Annotated in this window: 15 protein-coding genes; 6 read left to right on the top strand and 9 right to left on the bottom strand. The window is 52.6% G+C overall.

Annotation, left to right across the window (positions count from 1 at the left end):
* Positions 1-110: 110 nt before the first annotated feature.
* On the bottom strand, positions 111-872 hold the full coding sequence (locus FJ695_RS22780; protein WP_141187572.1) for an ABC transporter substrate-binding protein: 762 nt from the start codon (positions 870-872) through the stop codon (positions 111-113).
* Positions 873-1,081: 209 nt separating this feature from the next.
* Positions 1,082-1,648: a hypothetical protein gene (locus FJ695_RS22775; protein WP_141187571.1), complete on the bottom strand. Its 567-nt coding sequence runs from the start codon at positions 1,646-1,648 to the stop codon at positions 1,082-1,084.
* A gap of 242 nt (positions 1,649-1,890) precedes the next feature.
* Here FJ695_RS22775 and FJ695_RS22770 point away from each other — a divergent pair, with 242 nt between their 5' ends.
* On the top strand, positions 1,891-2,673 hold the full coding sequence (locus FJ695_RS22770; RefSeq protein ID WP_141187570.1) for a hypothetical protein: 783 nt from the start codon (positions 1,891-1,893) through the stop codon (positions 2,671-2,673).
* A 153-nt stretch (positions 2,674-2,826) separates the two neighbouring features.
* Complete coding sequence (locus FJ695_RS22765; protein WP_209010787.1) at positions 2,827-3,993, top strand: hypothetical protein; 1,167 nt, start codon at positions 2,827-2,829, stop codon at positions 3,991-3,993.
* 60 nt (positions 3,994-4,053) lie between these two features.
* On the opposite strand, the gene FJ695_RS22760 is transcribed toward FJ695_RS22765, so the two are convergent.
* From FJ695_RS22760 to FJ695_RS22745, 4 genes are all read right to left on the bottom strand, one after another.
* Positions 4,054-5,439, bottom strand: a complete 1,386-nt coding sequence (locus FJ695_RS22760; RefSeq protein WP_141187569.1) for a hypothetical protein — start codon at positions 5,437-5,439, stop codon at positions 4,054-4,056.
* Positions 5,440-5,629: 190 nt separating this feature from the next.
* Positions 5,630-6,340, bottom strand: coding sequence for a type IV pili methyl-accepting chemotaxis transducer N-terminal domain-containing protein (locus tag FJ695_RS22755; protein ID WP_141187568.1), 711 nt, complete (start codon positions 6,338-6,340; stop codon positions 5,630-5,632).
* 162 nt (positions 6,341-6,502) lie between these two features.
* Positions 6,503-7,294 carry an ABC transporter substrate-binding protein gene (locus FJ695_RS22750; protein WP_141187567.1) on the bottom strand — a complete coding sequence of 264 codons (792 nt, stop codon included), beginning with the start codon at positions 7,292-7,294 and terminating at the stop codon, positions 6,503-6,505.
* Between the two features lie 240 nt (positions 7,295-7,534).
* The gene (locus FJ695_RS22745; protein WP_209010786.1) at positions 7,535-8,323 is read right to left on the bottom strand and encodes an ABC transporter substrate-binding protein; all 789 of its coding nucleotides are present in this window, start codon (positions 8,321-8,323) and stop codon (positions 7,535-7,537) included.
* 163 nt (positions 8,324-8,486) lie between these two features.
* Here FJ695_RS22745 and FJ695_RS22740 point away from each other — a divergent pair, with 163 nt between their 5' ends.
* The 3 genes from FJ695_RS22740 (at position 8,487) to FJ695_RS22730 (ending at position 10,204) form a co-directional block, all read left to right on the top strand.
* Positions 8,487-9,107 (top strand): MOSC domain-containing protein, encoded by a 621-nt coding sequence (locus FJ695_RS22740; protein ID WP_141187566.1) that lies wholly within the window; start codon positions 8,487-8,489, stop codon positions 9,105-9,107.
* A 14-nt stretch (positions 9,108-9,121) separates the two neighbouring features.
* Entirely contained in the window at positions 9,122-9,514 is a 393-nt protein-coding gene (locus tag FJ695_RS22735; protein ID WP_168206462.1) for a RidA family protein, read from the top strand.
* Between the two features lie 96 nt (positions 9,515-9,610).
* A complete protein-coding gene (locus tag FJ695_RS22730) occupies positions 9,611-10,204 on the top strand; it encodes a hypothetical protein (protein ID WP_141187565.1) in 594 nt (197 codons plus the stop codon).
* Between the two features lie 305 nt (positions 10,205-10,509).
* Here the strand turns inward: FJ695_RS22730 and FJ695_RS22725 are convergent, their stop codons facing one another.
* Complete coding sequence (locus FJ695_RS22725) at positions 10,510-11,829, bottom strand: dienelactone hydrolase (RefSeq protein ID WP_209010785.1); 1,320 nt, start codon at positions 11,827-11,829, stop codon at positions 10,510-10,512.
* A 104-nt stretch (positions 11,830-11,933) separates the two neighbouring features.
* Positions 11,934-12,251: a DUF2293 domain-containing protein gene (locus FJ695_RS22720; RefSeq protein WP_141187564.1), complete on the bottom strand. Its 318-nt coding sequence runs from the start codon at positions 12,249-12,251 to the stop codon at positions 11,934-11,936.
* A 107-nt stretch (positions 12,252-12,358) separates the two neighbouring features.
* Here FJ695_RS22720 and FJ695_RS22715 point away from each other — a divergent pair, with 107 nt between their 5' ends.
* A complete protein-coding gene (locus FJ695_RS22715) occupies positions 12,359-12,985 on the top strand; it encodes a metalloregulator ArsR/SmtB family transcription factor (protein WP_141187563.1) in 627 nt (208 codons plus the stop codon).
* 17 nt (positions 12,986-13,002) lie between these two features.
* Here the strand turns inward: FJ695_RS22715 and FJ695_RS22710 are convergent, their stop codons facing one another.
* Positions 13,003-15,036 carry a bifunctional diguanylate cyclase/phosphodiesterase gene (locus tag FJ695_RS22710; protein ID WP_209010784.1) on the bottom strand — a complete coding sequence of 678 codons (2,034 nt, stop codon included), beginning with the start codon at positions 15,034-15,036 and terminating at the stop codon, positions 13,003-13,005.
* Between the last annotated feature and the right edge of the window lie 320 nt (positions 15,037-15,356).

Genomic DNA, 15,356 nt, shown 5'->3' with positions numbered 1-15,356 from the left:
CCAAAATCGAGCCTCTTTCGGTCCACGAAATGAAAAAGGCTGCCTCGGGTCTCTAGACTAATGGAAAGTCCCCCAAGGCACGCTCAAGGGACTTACATCTATTGTCTGACCTAACTGCCGACGTGGCTGGCAATGATCTTGTCTATGGTCCCATCTTCCCTGAGGGACACAATGGCTGCATCCATCGCCTCAATAAAGGCGTCAGCCTCTGGTCCATTCCAGGACTTCCGGAAACCGATAAAGGATTTCTCTTCACTCGCATTCGCCACGAACTCAATGTTATCGAGTTTGTGTTTGTTAATCGCGATTTCCGTCGTCAACCGCTCTTGCACATAACAATCGATCCGACCGGACGATAGTTTCTTCAGGTTTTGCGCTGTGGTTTGGGCTTCTTCGAGTTTGATGTCTCCGGCGTCGACGAGGGCAAAAAACGCTGCGCCGGGCGATTGGAAACCTGTGTTGTTGCCGAATGTGAGGCCTTTATAGTCATCTGGATAGGCCCAGCTGGCGTTTGCGACCCCAGGCTTGCAATAGATGCCAACTTCTTCTGTCATCAATGGTTCTGAGTAGGTTCCGATCCAAGGACGCGCCTCGGGCTTGTAGTATGTTCCAACCAATCCATGGGCCCTGTCGCCCTCCACAAGCTTTACGGCGCGGGACCAGGGAACCGTATCCAGTTTGAAGGCGCCTTGATTTGCCATCCTGGTTGCTGCTGCCTGGATGATATCTGCCAGGATCCCGGCCGGTTTGCCATCCTGTTTATCCATGAACGGTGGGTAGGCCTCGTCCTGAACCAGCAGGACGTCTTGAGAAGAGGCAGAGGCAGGAACAAGAGAAAGAACAAGGCTTGCGAGAATAAGATGCTGTTTCATCCGATAGTCCTCCAAATATTGGGAGATATTTCAGATGGTCTATTCTGGTTCTTAAAAATGTATTGGATTGAAAGCTGAGCCTATGACTATTTGAAAGAATTAATAGAGATAGCCTGAAAATGTGATCCTGGTTCAGATTTTCATTGTGCATACTTTCAGCGTGATTTTTGGCGCCTGAGATAACTTTCAGTGTAAGAAGTCTCCCTTTTTTATTCCCAGGAGCATTCCGGCGGACTGGTGTCCATGGACCACTCAGAAACGGGCAGCGCTTTCAGGTTGGTGCGGATTGCCTTGCCGTCCAAGAAACCTTTTCCGGTCAGTAGGTTAACGTCGCATTCGCCGGTCAGGACCTCCCCATTGGCGTCCACCGCCAGCGTGTCATAGAAGGAATAAGTGTAGCCGGCGACCACAAACCGGCCATTGCGATGAAAGATCGTCAGTGTTTGCTGCCAGCGGTGCCGGCCGATGGCGATGTTTTCTGATTGGACCTTGAGGGCGCCTTTGTCCGTGGTGGTGAGCGCGGCATCTGATCCGCCAATCCCGGTGACGGCAATGCCGGGTGCTGTGGCCTCCAGGTGAATTTCATTGATGTCCCGGCTGAAAAGATAAAGATCCGCATCGCCGTCGTTGTTGACCAGCACAGCCCGGTAATAGTCGCCATTCTGATATCCACTGACCGCAGAAATCACGTCCCCTGCGTTGACGGTTAAATCACCGCTGTGCGCAGTGGCTGGCAGCAGAATCAGGGCTGTGATGCAAAGGCTGCGAAGGATCATGATCGCATTTCCGGTGGCTGTCGATAGGACCGTAGTCTTGCGTGTTCGCCGGAAATTGCCAAGTCTGTTTGCAGAACAGCCAGCTGATCTGCGGATGCTTACCTAACAAAAGCTTCATCCTGGTGCCGTCTTTCCGATGCATTTGCCTGAAAATGTGTTCCACGTCACAGGGCTTGCTGGTTGCACATGCCAATCTCGCACGACCGGCATCGGAGTCATTTTGAAACTGGGAGGAGGGGTTCATGAAAGTCTCGTCTGCACTACCGGCCGTCTTGGCCATCTGTTTTACCTGCGGGATTGCGTCGGCTCAGACGGCAACCGGAGGCGATCCGGCCCCGCCGCCGGCCTATGATTATGTCCAGCAGGCCGGATCGATGACGTTCGACGGGAAAACGCTCACCTTAAAGGACGCCAATACCGGTGTTTTGTTTTTCAGTGAACGGCCCTACCGGGTGGGCGGTCAAATCTCGAACGCCGACTTTTCGGTCTATTGGGAAGACGGCAACACGTTCAATCAAGTTCCGCCCAACGCGGTGGTGAGTGTCTTGAGCGGAACTGATAAACCACCGGCAATGGTCGAACTGACATCAGCAACAACCGAAGGCTCGACGGTCGTTTACGGCGTAAAAGTACTGCGCGGTGAGTTGCCGGAAAGCGCAACTGGAGTTGCCTTGTTCATTGACCACGGCCCAAAGCCGCGGCATCGGCATATGGCTGCAGCACCTCAGCAGGGCGCGGTCGGGTTCGAGCCTTACGGACCTTATTGTTACCACGCACCACAAGATCCGAAGTGCCGGGCCTGGCATCATCCTTATCACCCATACTACCCGCCATATCCGCCCTATGGTCCCTATTATCACCCGGGTGCCGCCTATGCAGCTGGTGTGGCAACAGGCGCGGCGATCGCCAATGCCAACAAGCAGCCGGTGTACTACTACTATCCGATCCCATCTGGACCGCTTCCGCCGAACTGCTGGATTAATTCGCAGCACACTCAGATGGTTTGCCCGGTTCCAATCCAGTAATGATTTGGATCGTCTAGCTCCCCTCGCAAACCGTGCCGGTGAGGGGAGAGGGGCATTTCTATTGCGTCGCGATAGGAAATTGTGCGTTGCCGTTGCGTGAAGTTGGTGGCCTTGATAAATTCAATCATTGATTGTTTTTGTGAGGTGGTTGCAATGCGCTTTTCAAGATGGGTTTCTGCAAATTCAGCCGGTTGTTTGATGCTCGGATTGGCTATGTGCACGTCTGTGGCGGCCGAGCCATTGCCCAAGTTGACCCTGGATGTCACCGAGACGACCGTTTCGGGGCTCTCCAGCGGGGCCTTCATGGCAGTGCAGCTGCAAACAGCCTTTTCCAGAAACATTGCCGGGGCCGGGGTTGTGGCCGGCGGTCCCTATGGCTGTGCTGTGGTGCAGTCCTGGTGGAATATGATCCGCCACTATCGTGTGGTGAAAGCGGTCGGCGTGTGCATGGACAACACTCCGAGCCCGCCGGAGCCGGCGCAGTCGCTGGCGGTGATGCAGCAATACGAAGAAGAAATTGATCCGATCGCACATATTGCCGATGACCGGATTTATCTGTTTCACGGGTCAGCGGATGAAACGGTGCGCCGGCCAACCATGGCAGCGCTCGCTGACGTCTATGCCGCGCTAAATGTCCCGCCGGAAAACATTCGGTTTGTGCGGGATGTCGACGCCGGTCACGGGTTTCTGACCGCGTCTGAGGCAACCAATGCCTGCCCGGCCAACCGGCAAGACGCCAAAATGGATCTCTCTTGTGGGGTGGTCGATTGCGCGATCACAGCTCCGGACTATTTGAACAGCTGCCCCGCGCCGCACGGGGCGTCGGGGAAGATCGAGCAGGCGCGCGATATCCTCTCCTGGCTATACGGTTCGCTTGAACCTGAGGCGGAACCCGTCGAAACCAACTTGAAGTCCTTTGATCAGACACTTTATGCAGACGGTGTGCCGGGAATGGGGGATACTGGGTATGCCTATATTCCGACAGCTTGCGCAGATGTGGAAACCTGCCGCCTTCATATCGCGCTTCACGGCTGCCAGCAGTTCAGTGGGCTGATCGGCGAAAAATATGCGCGCCTGACTCAGTACAATCGCTGGGCGGAAAGCAACCGGATTGTCGTTTTGTACCCGCAAGCGGCTGTCATTCCCGGTGATATTTTCAATTGGTTTGGCGCGATTGGCGGCAATCCGAAAGGCTGCTGGGATTGGTGGGGCTATGCCGCTTCAGATTTCCTAAGCAAAGACGCTCCCCAAATCGCAGCGATCGGCCGTATGGCTGCAGCCCTCGGTGCTCCGATCGCAGATTGGGATCCGGCCGACTAAAGCTTCAGTCCGGTCTGGGCGTGGAGCCGGGATCAAAACAATTGCCTAGGCGAACCCCCACTATCTAACTGCCGCACTCGGAGCAAAGGATGCTTGAGTGGTGCCGAGCCAGGGACCAATGGACAGTTTGATGGTACCTGAGGAGACATTAAAGGGCGTCTTGGAGGGGACATTCGGGCCGGAATAGGGGCCAAGTGGATCTTCATCCATGGAGAACCCATAGGCCGCGCCGCCATAGTAGATCGGCGATTTTCCGCTGATCCGGCAGTCGTTGCCATCGATATCGCTGCAATGCAGGAACTTTGCGTAATAGTGGCAGGTGCTGCCTGCCCGGTACCAGCTCGCTGCATTGTTCCAGGCCAGCGTTGAAAAGCCAGGCTCCAGCTCCAGCGGTGTTGTCGGAAGAAGTACGCCCGACATGGCGACGCCCCTGCAAAGAGCTTCCCAAATGGCGTCCTGCAACAAGCCTGCGTCACCCGCGCTACCAGCTGGGGTCAGGTTTCCGAAGGCTTGCTGGAAAACATACTGCGCACTTTGAAGTCCAGGTTTCGGTTTGTAGATGTCGTAGGAGTTGGTGCCGTTACTCAGGCAGTAAGCCTGTGTGGCGTAGCCAGTTTCGGGGTTGGTTTTTGGTCCGCAAATTCCAGAATAAATTTCTGGAGCCGCTGGATTTGCGCTTAAGTTGAGGCTGATCCGGTTGCCTTCGGCAAAGAACTGGGCCAGCACCGTGTCCCAATAGCTTGCAAGTGGATCGGATGTGCTGCCGGTGTAGTTGCCGCTTTTGGCCGCGAGCATGTCATTGGGGTCGCAAAGCGCAAAAAACTCATTGCCGATCATCGGCGGCATATAAGTGGTACCTGGAAGCGGCGCGGAATACAAAAGCTCTGCAAAATCGGCAGCAGGTGCATAGGTTTTGGCCTCATTGGCAACAAATGCGGTAAAGGCTGCACCAATTTGTTCCCGGCTGACACTAGCGTCGATGCCATAGTACTGCAGGTGGCCGGTTGCTGGATTGGTGGCTGAAAACCGCAAATTCAGGCCGAATCCGCTGACTGCGGTTACATTGAATTGTGCGTCCATTCCGAATTCAAACACGTCGTACGGCCCGGCCGGCTGCACTCCGTCCCCCGGTTCTGCCGCATAGGGGTACTGCGCATATTGAGTTGGGGCGTTGTTACTGATGGCAAGGGCCGCAGGCTGGTTTTGGGCAACCACGAACAACAAGCGGTCATTGCCGTTGGTGCTCTCGTCGAGCGTAACCGTAGCGACATCCGGCAAACTGTGAAATGGCAGTTCGGACGGGTTTGCCGGGGCAGCAAAACTGCCACCTTTTTGCAAGATTTTGAAACTGCTGCTGTCACTGGCATTGATCCAGCCGGCCACCCAAACAGTCCCATTGCCCGTGCTCATACCCGTATCATTGGTAAGTTTTATCGTAATCGCCATGACCGTCTCCCAAACAACAATATGCAATTAATGATTGTATTTACATGCAATTCAATCCGTAAAAATCGAGATGTCTGTATTATTGGGCGGGATAGACGCGAGATCGGACTCACAAATGAGGTTGCGGCAACCAGCTTGAGCTGGCTGGGGTGCATTGTTCGGGCGCAATAACTTTTAGAATTTTGCGGTGTCAGGCAAAGGCAAGAAAGCGGATGATATCATCAGAGCTTTCCGTAATATCGTCTGAAATCTGTTTGATTTCATCGGTCAATGCCCGGAATTCGCTACCATGTTGGCCGGCCCTGTTGGCCGAAATCTTGGCGTTCAGGGCAATTAGGCGCGAGAATTTCGAAGCGCGCTGGATTTCTTCGACCGCAGCCCGGACCCTGTCGATTTCCTGGTCACGTTGTTTCTGCCGCTTTGCCGTTTCTGTTTGAAAGTCGTGTTCAAGGGCGGTGACAATTTGCTGCAAAACGCCAAGTACATCGGTCAAAACGAATGTGGAGAATGCCTCAAGCTCCTGGTCTGGCCGGGTTTTGCCACTTTCCAAAACGCTGATTGTATGCCGGGTTTCAGTCATAAAGTGACTGATTGTTCGCAGGCCCTTTTGACTGCCGGTCCCCGCTAATATGGCGCGGATACCCTCTGAATCCCAAAATGGCAGATCCTGAGACGGGTCCCCTTGTCGAAGTACTGTAAAACCGCGCTCAAAATCGGCAGCGGCCATCTTTAGCATTTCAAGACGGCTGTCGGATTGCTGCAGTTCTTGATCTTCTGTTTGCGATTGAACGGAATTGAGAACCGCCGATAGAAAGCCGACACGCTGGGACAACATGCGTTGCCGGCCAGCGATGTTGATCAATCTGGCAAATGTACTTTCGTTCAACTCCGGCTGCGTCATCGGACAGGCTCACCTTTGCTTTCTCAAGGTAAGTTTACAATCCTGTATTGTGCAGTGCGAAGGGGAAATCTTGTGCAGATTGCATAAATATTGGTATGCACTCAGTTTGGGGCACAACAGTTGATGGCAGAAAACCTGTCCGGCGACGGGAGAACTACGGCGCTAGATCGTGCCGTCGGTCCACTTCATGATGATGTCGCTGATTGTTCCGTCTTGGGCCATCTCTTCCAGAACTTGGTCCATCTCTTGGATAAATGCATCCCCGTCCGACGCGCTCCAATGCTCGCTATAGCCAATATGCGCCGGTTCTTTCAGCACTTTGCGGATCGGTTTGATGTTGTGAAACTTATTCAAGCGTAAGGAGATCTCAACAGCAACTTGTTCCTGCACATAGCAATCGGCACGCCCGATATGCAGTAAGCGCAGGTTCTCATCGGTTGTCTGTTCTTCAATGACTTCGATCTTGCCTTGCTCGACCAACTCGAAGAACTTAGTGCCTGGAGTTGCAAATCCGGCATTGTTGGTAAACAGAAGGCCCGCATAATCTTGCGGGTAGTTCCAGGTCTCCTTGGCGACTCCATCCCGGCAATAGACATAAATCGTTTCGGTTGCCAGTGGAGTTGAGAAGTGCCGGATCCAGGGCCGGCGTATCGGTTTATGGTAAGTTCCCACAAGACCATTGGCCCGGCCGGTTTCGACCAGGAATTTGGCCCGCGGCCAGGGAGAGGCAGTCAGCAGAATGTTGTAGCCTGGCAAACGTTCGTCGGCTGCGCGAACAATGTCTGCATAAATTCCGGCCGGACCAGCATGCTCAGCAATCATAAATGGGGGATAGTCGGAATCCTGAACCAATGTAATTGTTTTGATGTCTCCGCTGGCGCTCAACTGGTAGCTACCAAGCCAGATGATGGAGACGGCCGAAGCCAGAACAGTGAGAGTTTTCTTTATCGTCATGCGCTTTGCTTGGATACCGCGTCTCCTTCCACGCGGCAAAAAAGGTTTTGCCACGGTGAGGTAAAATGCCACGAAATTCGAGCCCGCAATCTGACGGTCCTTTCCACTGATGTCGATTAGGTAAGCTACTTAAGGAAACTTAATCAAAGACAAATCCATGAGCGCCAAATATGCCCGAAAACAGGGAAAAAGGGGGGGTGTCCTTACGTCATGACCGAAGAGGATTTTGAAGAGTTATTGTCAACTTTCCGGATAACGGGAGACGATCCTGTCAATCGTCCCATCTTTTTTCATGGTTTTTATTACAGCGTCCATCGCCTCGATAAACGCGTCCGCTTCCGGGCCGGTCCACTTATCGGAATAGCCGATGTAAGCCGCTTCCATGGAGGCGGTGCCGACGTTGTCGACATTGGTGATGTTCTTTTCGCGGATTAGAATTTCCGTTGCGACACGCTCCACCACGTAACAATCGATCCGTTCGAGGGAAAGTTTGCTCAAGTTTTGTTCCGTGGTCTGGGCTTCTTCCAATTTGATCTGGCCTTGCGCGACCAACTCGAAAAATCGGTCGCCCGGGGCTCTATATCCGGCGACATTGCCAAACAGGAGGCCTTTGTAGTCATCAGGATAGATCCAGCCAGGTTGCGCAATACCTGACCGGCAGAAAATGCTGACTTCTTCATGGAAAATCGGCTCGGACCAATGCCGGATCCAGGGGCGGTCCTGCGGTTTGTAGTAGCTTCCAACCAATCCTTGCGCACTGCCGTTCTTGACGAGAACCGTTGCCCTTGTCCAAGGAACCGCTAGAATTTCCAACTCACTCGACCCGAGGCGTTCTTTGGCCTCATTTAAGATTGCCGCGTAAAGACCACCGGCCGCACCGTCTTTTACAGTCATATAAGGTGGATAGGCGTTGTCTTGCACAAACAATACCCGGTCCGCCAATGCGTCAGAATTGGCAAAACACACTTGAGCCAGACCCGCCAAAATGCCGAACACCTTGGGAACAGATGACTTTGGATGTTTATCCAACGCTGATCCTTTCAAGTCACTCAGAAACCACTCTCATCATTTTGACGCTGTAACCTTACCAAATGTATCAAGAAATCAAATGTTTCCATCAACGGGATTTGCTGGTTGTCGGAGGCTGTTTCGCCTAAACAGATCATCACGACCGATTAAATAGGATACATTCATGGCCGACCATCTTGTCAGTCTTCCTGATGATCTGCAGGTAACCCGCAAATTCAAACTCTCCGGACAGGTGGAAGGCGTGTTTGGCACACCGGCCATCGATGATTTTCAAACCCTGCCAGTAGACCGCCTTGAACTGACTTTTGAAGGTATTCCGGGCGACCGGCATGCAGGGTTTACACGCAAGTCCGGTGGACGGGAGCCTTGGTATCCGCGCGGCACCGAGATGTGCAACGAGCGCCAGATTTCGATCCTGTCTGTTGAGGAGCTCGGCATCATTGCTGAACGGATGGAGATCCCTGACCTGAAATCGGAATGGATCGGCGGTAACATTACCCTGTCCGGCGTTCCCAATCTGTCGCTGGTGCCGCCACGAACACGGCTCGTGTTTGAAGGTGGATTGGTGATCCGGGTCGATGGCGATAACGCACCGTGCCGCTTCGCCGGGGCGGCCATTGCGAAAAACTATCCTGACCGCGACGGGTTGGATCTTCTGTTTGCGCAAAAGGCGCGCCGTCTGCGTGGACTCGTTGGATTCATTGAAAAACCTGGTGAGGTTCTTGTCGGCGAGGCTGTGACCGCTCACATTCCGGAGCAATGGATCTATCAGCCTGTTAGTTGATTAAGGAGACCCCTATGCTGCCAATCCATCACATGATCGATCGAGGTCCACGACCAGTTGCTCCATTTTCTCACGCGGTGGAAGTTGACGGCTGGGTATTTGTCACCGGACAAATGCCGACAGATCCAGATGCTCCTGATGCGCCCTTGCCGGATGGGGTGGCCGCCCAGACCGAACGGGTTATGGAGAACCTCAAGATCGTATTGGGTGGGCTGGAACTGGGGCTGGAGAATGTGACCTTCGCTCGAGTGTATCTGACACAATTCGAACGGGACTATGAAGAGATGAACGAGACCTATCGCTCGTTCTTCGAAGACGGCAAGTTGCCGGGCCGCACTTGTATTGGGGTGACCGGTCTTGCCGTTGGTGCCTTGGTCGAGATCGATCTGATCGCCCGCCGGCCATAAGAACATGAAACACGATCTGGTCATTTGCTGGCAAAGCCGCAGACGTGCCTCTTTTCTCCGATCGGGTTATGCGAAAAAGTATTGGGATAGAAATGAATGGGTTACAGGCTTTGTTACATTGGTTTGAAGTGTTCGATTGAAGAGGTTGGTGAATATTTTCAGTTCGAGCTGGGTCGCAAGGTTTGCGACCATGGTCCGGTTACTGCGTCTTGGATAGGGCGAGGCCGCAATACGAACTGGACAATTGTTTGGCTTGAAGATGACAGTTTCATTAGAAAAAATGCTTCTTTGATCGAAACAATTTCTCAAAAAACAGATATCATCGCTTGTGAAGTCAACGAGATTATCATGTGGTGTTCAGCGCAATTCTTATCGAATGGCCGAACAAAATGGAAAGTTACGCACGATGGAAACAATGATGATCCGCTGCATTTACAGGAGGAAGGGCAATTCCCTGAGGCGTATCATTCGATAAGGGGTGAACATATTACCAACCAGCGTGTTCAGGACGACGGAGACGAGTACCCTTGCGATCATGTTTTCGAAATACCGCTTGATCTTGCTGATAGTTACTTGAACTTCCGGCACGATGGGTACATTGACCTTGCCGAGTTTGTGGGAATCCTTCCTCCCCCCAAAAAAAGTCTCGCGATCAAGCTTCTTTCCTTCTTCGGGCGCAAAAACAATTGAATTGGTGTCTGCAGTTTAAGTTCAAACCCGAATGCACAGAACAATAGTGTTCAGCACGTATTTTTAAAAACTCAGTTTCTCGTTGGTGTCTACTTGCCCGCGGCAGCCGGGGACGGCCTTGTTAAAGGCCACCAGAAATCCTGGATTTGGCTTCAGAAAAGTCTTCGAAAAAATGGACGCTGATCGGTTTGTCTTTTTCGAGCTCGGATCGGACCTGATCTTCAACACGCCATGCCTTGAGCAGGTGACCCATAACCATGTCATTGGCAAGGATCGCGTCCTACCGTCGGGCCAGCAGAATTGCGCTATTTGCCTTTGCCTAGCGTTTCGAATTTCAGCCCCTTGGCTGTCCGATCCGCAAAACCGTGCCAATAGGTGTGATCCGGAGACAGCGTCCCATCGTCGTTCTTGGCCATGACACCATCTTCTGCGGTCGGCACAAGGTCGAGATAAGCGGCTTTGTCGGTGTCGTGTTTCAGATGCAGGTCGACAAAGGCGGTCGTGAAGTGCTGCAAGATGTTGTTCATACGCACCGTATCCCAAACCGCATCGGCGTAATGATCAAATGGGGCCCAGCCAAGCTCCTCACTAAAAGCATAGGATTCTGCCGGTGCCGGCATCGGCGCAGCTGCGTTGTGATTGGCGCTGACAAACGTCAATAAATGCCGGATAGTACCTGTGCTTTCCTCCCAGATCTTGCGGATGCCGGTTTCGTATTCAGAAACATCATCCACGCTGCCGGCAACGTAGAGCGCTGGGATGCGGACACCCGAAAGCCCCTTAGCATCCCAGAAATCCCGGTTCCGGCCCCAGGGACCAATTGCAACAATGGCTTTTAGCCGTGGATCCAAAAGCGCTTCATGGCTGCTGCTGCCGGCTTTATGTATGCCAAGCAAGCCATCGGGAGCTCCCCAATCATAGTCGATCGCCTTGTCGGTCACCCCGCCGCCGGCGGAAATAATGGCGCCATAACCGCCCATGGAATAGCCGATTAAGGCTGTCCGCTCCGTGTTGATGAGACCCGCGAGAGGTGTCTCCTTGGCCTTTGACAGCCTGTCCATTTCATTCAGGACAAACATCTGATCCAACGGCCGGTTGACCAGCGTTGAACCAAAAGCCGCCTTATCGTGATAGAGGCTGTCGGTGTGATCGATCGAAGCGACCACATAGCCCTTTGTCGCGAGGTTTTCTGCCAAATGGCTCATCAAAAACCGGTTGCCCGGATAGCCATGAGAAATCAAAACAAGCGGGTAGGGGGCAGTGTTCCGGTCAGCGGTGGCGTTTTGCTTGGAAAGCCCGAGTATATCGGCTTGCCGTTGGCCATCGCGCAAAATCACGCGCATCGCTTCCGAGGCGTCATGAGGCTCAGCCGGATAAAACACTTCTAGTGTTAACGGGCGGTCGTATCGTTCCGGTGTTTCGTCCGCTGCGATCCGGACAATGTCGTATTGATCGGGGTTCGTTAGCTCCAGCGTCAGCCGGCCAACACTGTGTGGTCCGTGGGCGGCGAGCTCCGGGGCATCCGGGCGGATGAGGTCAATCCGGTTTTCAGACATGGCTTCTACTGGCACCAAAATTGAGGAGAAAGCTGTAAAAACAAGCGCTTTTAGCAATGAATGGGACACGATTGGCGACCTCCCTGGCCCGATCTTTGATAAGTATCCTTTCACCTAGGATAATTGGCAAATATGACAAGGTATAGGGTGGAGAGGAAAGGATGACGCCATGGTTAGTCAAGACTGTTGTCGTCTGCCGAAAGCCGTTTCTGGCAGCCCCAGTTTTCCAAAACCAAATTCATGGCATCGATGACAAAAAAACGCGCAGCATCCCGATCATAGCCTTCGTCCAATAAAGCATCATAGTCCGTGTGATTGTGGCGGATGTGGCTGGTTGTTGCCTGCCAAACGGCAATGTAGGGCGGCAGATGACGCAAGTGACCGGCCAGCGCCAAGGCCAAAATCGCTTCTGCATCGGCCATCGGTACCCGTGGCACCAAAATGCGGAGCGCCTTGCGCATGTCTTTCTGCCGTTTGGTGCCACCAGTCATATGGGTCGGGTACCACAAAGCACAGTTCAAGAAAATGAACGCAATTGGTCCAAAGATTAGATAAGCGATCCTTTTCTTTATCGTAAGCGTGGTTATATTCATAAGTTATGTCAGACCGCACACGTACCCGATTGCTCAATGCCCTGAAGGTGTCCGGCCCGCAGACCGCAGCCGAACTTGCCAAGACGCTGGAGGTCACTTCCGTTGCCGTCCGCCAACAGCTCGATGGGCTGCTGGAGGACAAGCTGGTCGTTTTTGAAGACCTTAAAGGGACCGTTGGCCGGCCAAAACGGAACTGGTCGTTGAGCGAGCAAGGCCATGGCCAGTTTCCAGACAATCATGCGGCGCTGATTTTGGGGTTGTTGAACGGCGTTACAGATCTCTATGGCAAGGACGGTCTCGACAAATTGATTGCGCGGCGCGAAGAGCAAAGCCGACAGCTATATTCAGAGGCTGTTAGCGCGAACGATGATCTGGGTGGCAAGGTTGCGGCACTGGCGGCCCTTCGCAGCCGGGAAGGCTATATGGCCGAAGTGGAAGCGGACGATGACGGGTTCTTGTTGATTGAGAACCATTGTTCGATCTGCGCGGCTGCCACAGCTTGTCAGGGCTTCTGCCGGTCCGAACTTAGTCTGTTTAAGGCTGTGTTGGGCGGCGGAGTCGCGGTGGAGCGCCAAGAGCACCTCTTGTCGGGGGACCGCCGCTGCGTTTACCGGATTGCGAACACCAGCTGAGTTGTTAAATCCATCCCCTAAATTGCGGCCTGATGATGGTGTTTTGTTTCGTTCTTTGGCGCAAGCGGCAAACCGGCAATAGCCTCGGAGCTCGCCAGACTTTCCGAAATTTCGTCAAACGGCATTGGCGGGCAAAACAGATAGCCTTGAACGAATGGGCAATGCAGTTCTTCCAAAGCGTCCAGCTGACTGAGATTTTCAACACCTTCTACGACACAAGCAATTTGCATAGTGCGGCAAAGGTTCAAAACCGATGTCACAACACCGCCTGAAATCGGATCATCGAGATTGGCTATGAAACTCCGGTCGATTTTCACACAATCGATCGGAAGCTTATGGAGATAGCCAAGGCTGGAGTATCCGGTGCCGAAATCGTCCAGCGCCAATCTACACCCTGCGTCCCGCAGTTTGTTCAAGCAGGTTTCGGCCGCCTCATAACTGTCAATGACCGATGTCTCGGTGATTTCAAAAGTAATCCGAGCCGGATCGATGTGGTGGTTTTTAATAATCTTCAGCAATCGGCCAACGGTTTCAGGGGACGAGATATCGTGGGCCGAAAGATTGAAAGACAGCCTCAAGTTGTCCGGCAGAGCGCTGATTTGGTCTACGGCCATAGCAAACAGCTGAACTGTGAGCCGTTGAATTTGTCCGGTACGCTCCGCGACTTGAATGAAAACATCCGGTGAGATTTGGCCGAGTTCTGGACTGGTCCAGCGTGCGAGCGCTTCAAAACCAGTGATCGTCCGGTCCGGAAGGGCAACAATAGGCTGAAGATGTACCTGGAATTGCACGTAAACATCAGCCCGTTGCAAAGCGCTTTCGATAGCTCTGTCAGAGCGGATCTTGGCTTCGTGGTCGGCAGAATAAACCGTGACGCTGCCGCGGACCGTGGTTTTGGAATTGTAGAGCGCATAATCTGAGCGGTCGAACAATTCGTGTGTGGTCTCGCCCGCTTCCGGGAATTTGGCCAGCCCGCAAGAGGCGCCGATGGTGATGCTCATTTCGCCGATTTGATAGGGGCGCTGAAGGCGGTCGCAGATTGTTTGCGCGACCGAGGCTGCGGTGTTTGGCGCGCCTAAAAACAACAGTCCAAATTCATCACCGCCGAGCCGGCAGATTTCGAGGTCCGGCAGGTCAAGGTTTTGAATACGGGACGCCACCGCCACCAAAAGCTGATCGCCAGTTTTGTGGCCATAGGTATCGTTGACTTGCTTGAAGTGGTCTAAGTCAATCACACCGACCGTAAAAGGCTCTCTGCTGTCTTTGACGGCTTCCAAGTGCTTGTCTATTTTCTTGAAGAAGTACCGGCGGTTGGGCAGATCTGTAAGAAAGTCGGTGTGGGACAGCCGCTCGTTTTCGCTATTCAGCCGTTCTGTTTCTTGGTGTTTGGTTGCCAGCTCAGTCCGGGATTTTATCAAGTTTACAAAAGCGTTGTAGCTGTTGAACAGGACTTTCAGGATAACAAGGGACACTAGGAAAAGGTTCAAGGCGATTGCCGCATAAACTTCCTGATTTTTGCTGAGAAAAAAAACAAGATATGGCGCAGTTACAATCAGCATGACCAAGATGGCAGCTTGCGGCAAATGCATGAGGCAGAAGACACAGCCAAAGACCGTCGTTGTGATGACGATTGCGACATGACTTTGTTCTGTGATGCCGCCATAGCTTTTCAGAGCGAAAGACCATGAAACGTACAGAGCCGCTACCACACCGGCCAACACAGCTGTCTGGCGCAATTTGCGGATTGCTTGTTGGGGAGTGAGCTCAATATGGCGGGAGCGGACCCAAGAAGTAAGCCGTAACGCTGTAAAGGCAAGGATTGGCGTGAGGGTGCCGATTGTCAGGTAAGCCGGTGCCAAATCGCGGTATGTATAAGCAGCTGCAACTGCGTTCAAAATGATAAGCAGATAAAGCGGCGGGATCTGAGAATTCAGTTCTTTGCACTTTGCGAGTGCGATTTCTGGCTCAAGTGTATCAATCAAAAACCAACGAATAAAATACCGCGACTTTTCGACAATGGTTTGCATCTTAAAGTATGGGTGAAAATTCATAGTAAATCTCAGGTAGATTATTGTAAAAATCTGATAGGCTCACACTGAGAGGGAAATTGTTTAAATTACGTAACGGTGACGTAAGTTTATTTGGAATTTGCCAAAAGAATTGTTTCTCAATTGTTTCTTTTGATTTTGGGATTGTAATAAATGCCTATGCAAAGAGATTTTACAGGCTGTAGTTATGCGTTCTGATAAACGTCCGTGAGATCAAAACTGTACATCATGAGCTGTTTTTATACGCTGAACGTAATGTAAAGGCGGGCGTTATATTTCAGTTTGACATATGGTTGTTGTGCTTGAAATCCAGTTTTAGCGGG

The organism is Labrenzia sp. PHM005 (assembly GCF_006517275.1).
In the GTDB taxonomy this organism is placed as follows: domain Bacteria; phylum Pseudomonadota; class Alphaproteobacteria; order Rhizobiales; family Stappiaceae; genus Roseibium.
The sequence above is the reverse complement of the archived record's forward strand: the minus strand, read 5'-3'. Positions and strand labels throughout refer to the sequence as shown.

Coding starts and splice junctions, on each gene's coding strand:
- FJ695_RS22770 (WP_141187570.1), top strand. CDS start 1,891: ATGAAAGTCTCGTCTGCACTACCGGCCGTCTTGGCCATCTGTTTTACC.
- FJ695_RS22755 (WP_141187568.1), bottom strand. CDS start 6,340: ATGACGCAGCCGGAGTTGAACGAAAGTACATTTGCCAGATTGATCAAC.
- FJ695_RS22730 (WP_141187565.1), top strand. CDS start 9,611: ATGGGTTACAGGCTTTGTTACATTGGTTTGAAGTGTTCGATTGAAGAG.
- FJ695_RS22765 (WP_209010787.1), top strand. CDS start 2,827: ATGCGCTTTTCAAGATGGGTTTCTGCAAATTCAGCCGGTTGTTTGATG.
- FJ695_RS22720 (WP_141187564.1), bottom strand. CDS start 12,251: ATGACTGGTGGCACCAAACGGCAGAAAGACATGCGCAAGGCGCTCCGC.
- FJ695_RS22760 (WP_141187569.1), bottom strand. CDS start 5,439: ATGGCGATTACGATAAAACTTACCAATGATACGGGTATGAGCACGGGC.
- FJ695_RS22740 (WP_141187566.1), top strand. CDS start 8,487: ATGGCCGACCATCTTGTCAGTCTTCCTGATGATCTGCAGGTAACCCGC.
- FJ695_RS22750 (WP_141187567.1), bottom strand. CDS start 7,294: ATGACGATAAAGAAAACTCTCACTGTTCTGGCTTCGGCCGTCTCCATC.
- FJ695_RS22735 (WP_168206462.1), top strand. CDS start 9,122: ATGCTGCCAATCCATCACATGATCGATCGAGGTCCACGACCAGTTGCT.
- FJ695_RS22775 (WP_141187571.1), bottom strand. CDS start 1,648: ATGATCCTTCGCAGCCTTTGCATCACAGCCCTGATTCTGCTGCCAGCC.
- FJ695_RS22715 (WP_141187563.1), top strand. CDS start 12,359: ATGTCAGACCGCACACGTACCCGATTGCTCAATGCCCTGAAGGTGTCC.
- FJ695_RS22710 (WP_209010784.1), bottom strand. CDS start 15,036: ATGAATTTTCACCCATACTTTAAGATGCAAACCATTGTCGAAAAGTCG.
- FJ695_RS22780 (WP_141187572.1), bottom strand. CDS start 872: ATGAAACAGCATCTTATTCTCGCAAGCCTTGTTCTTTCTCTTGTTCCT.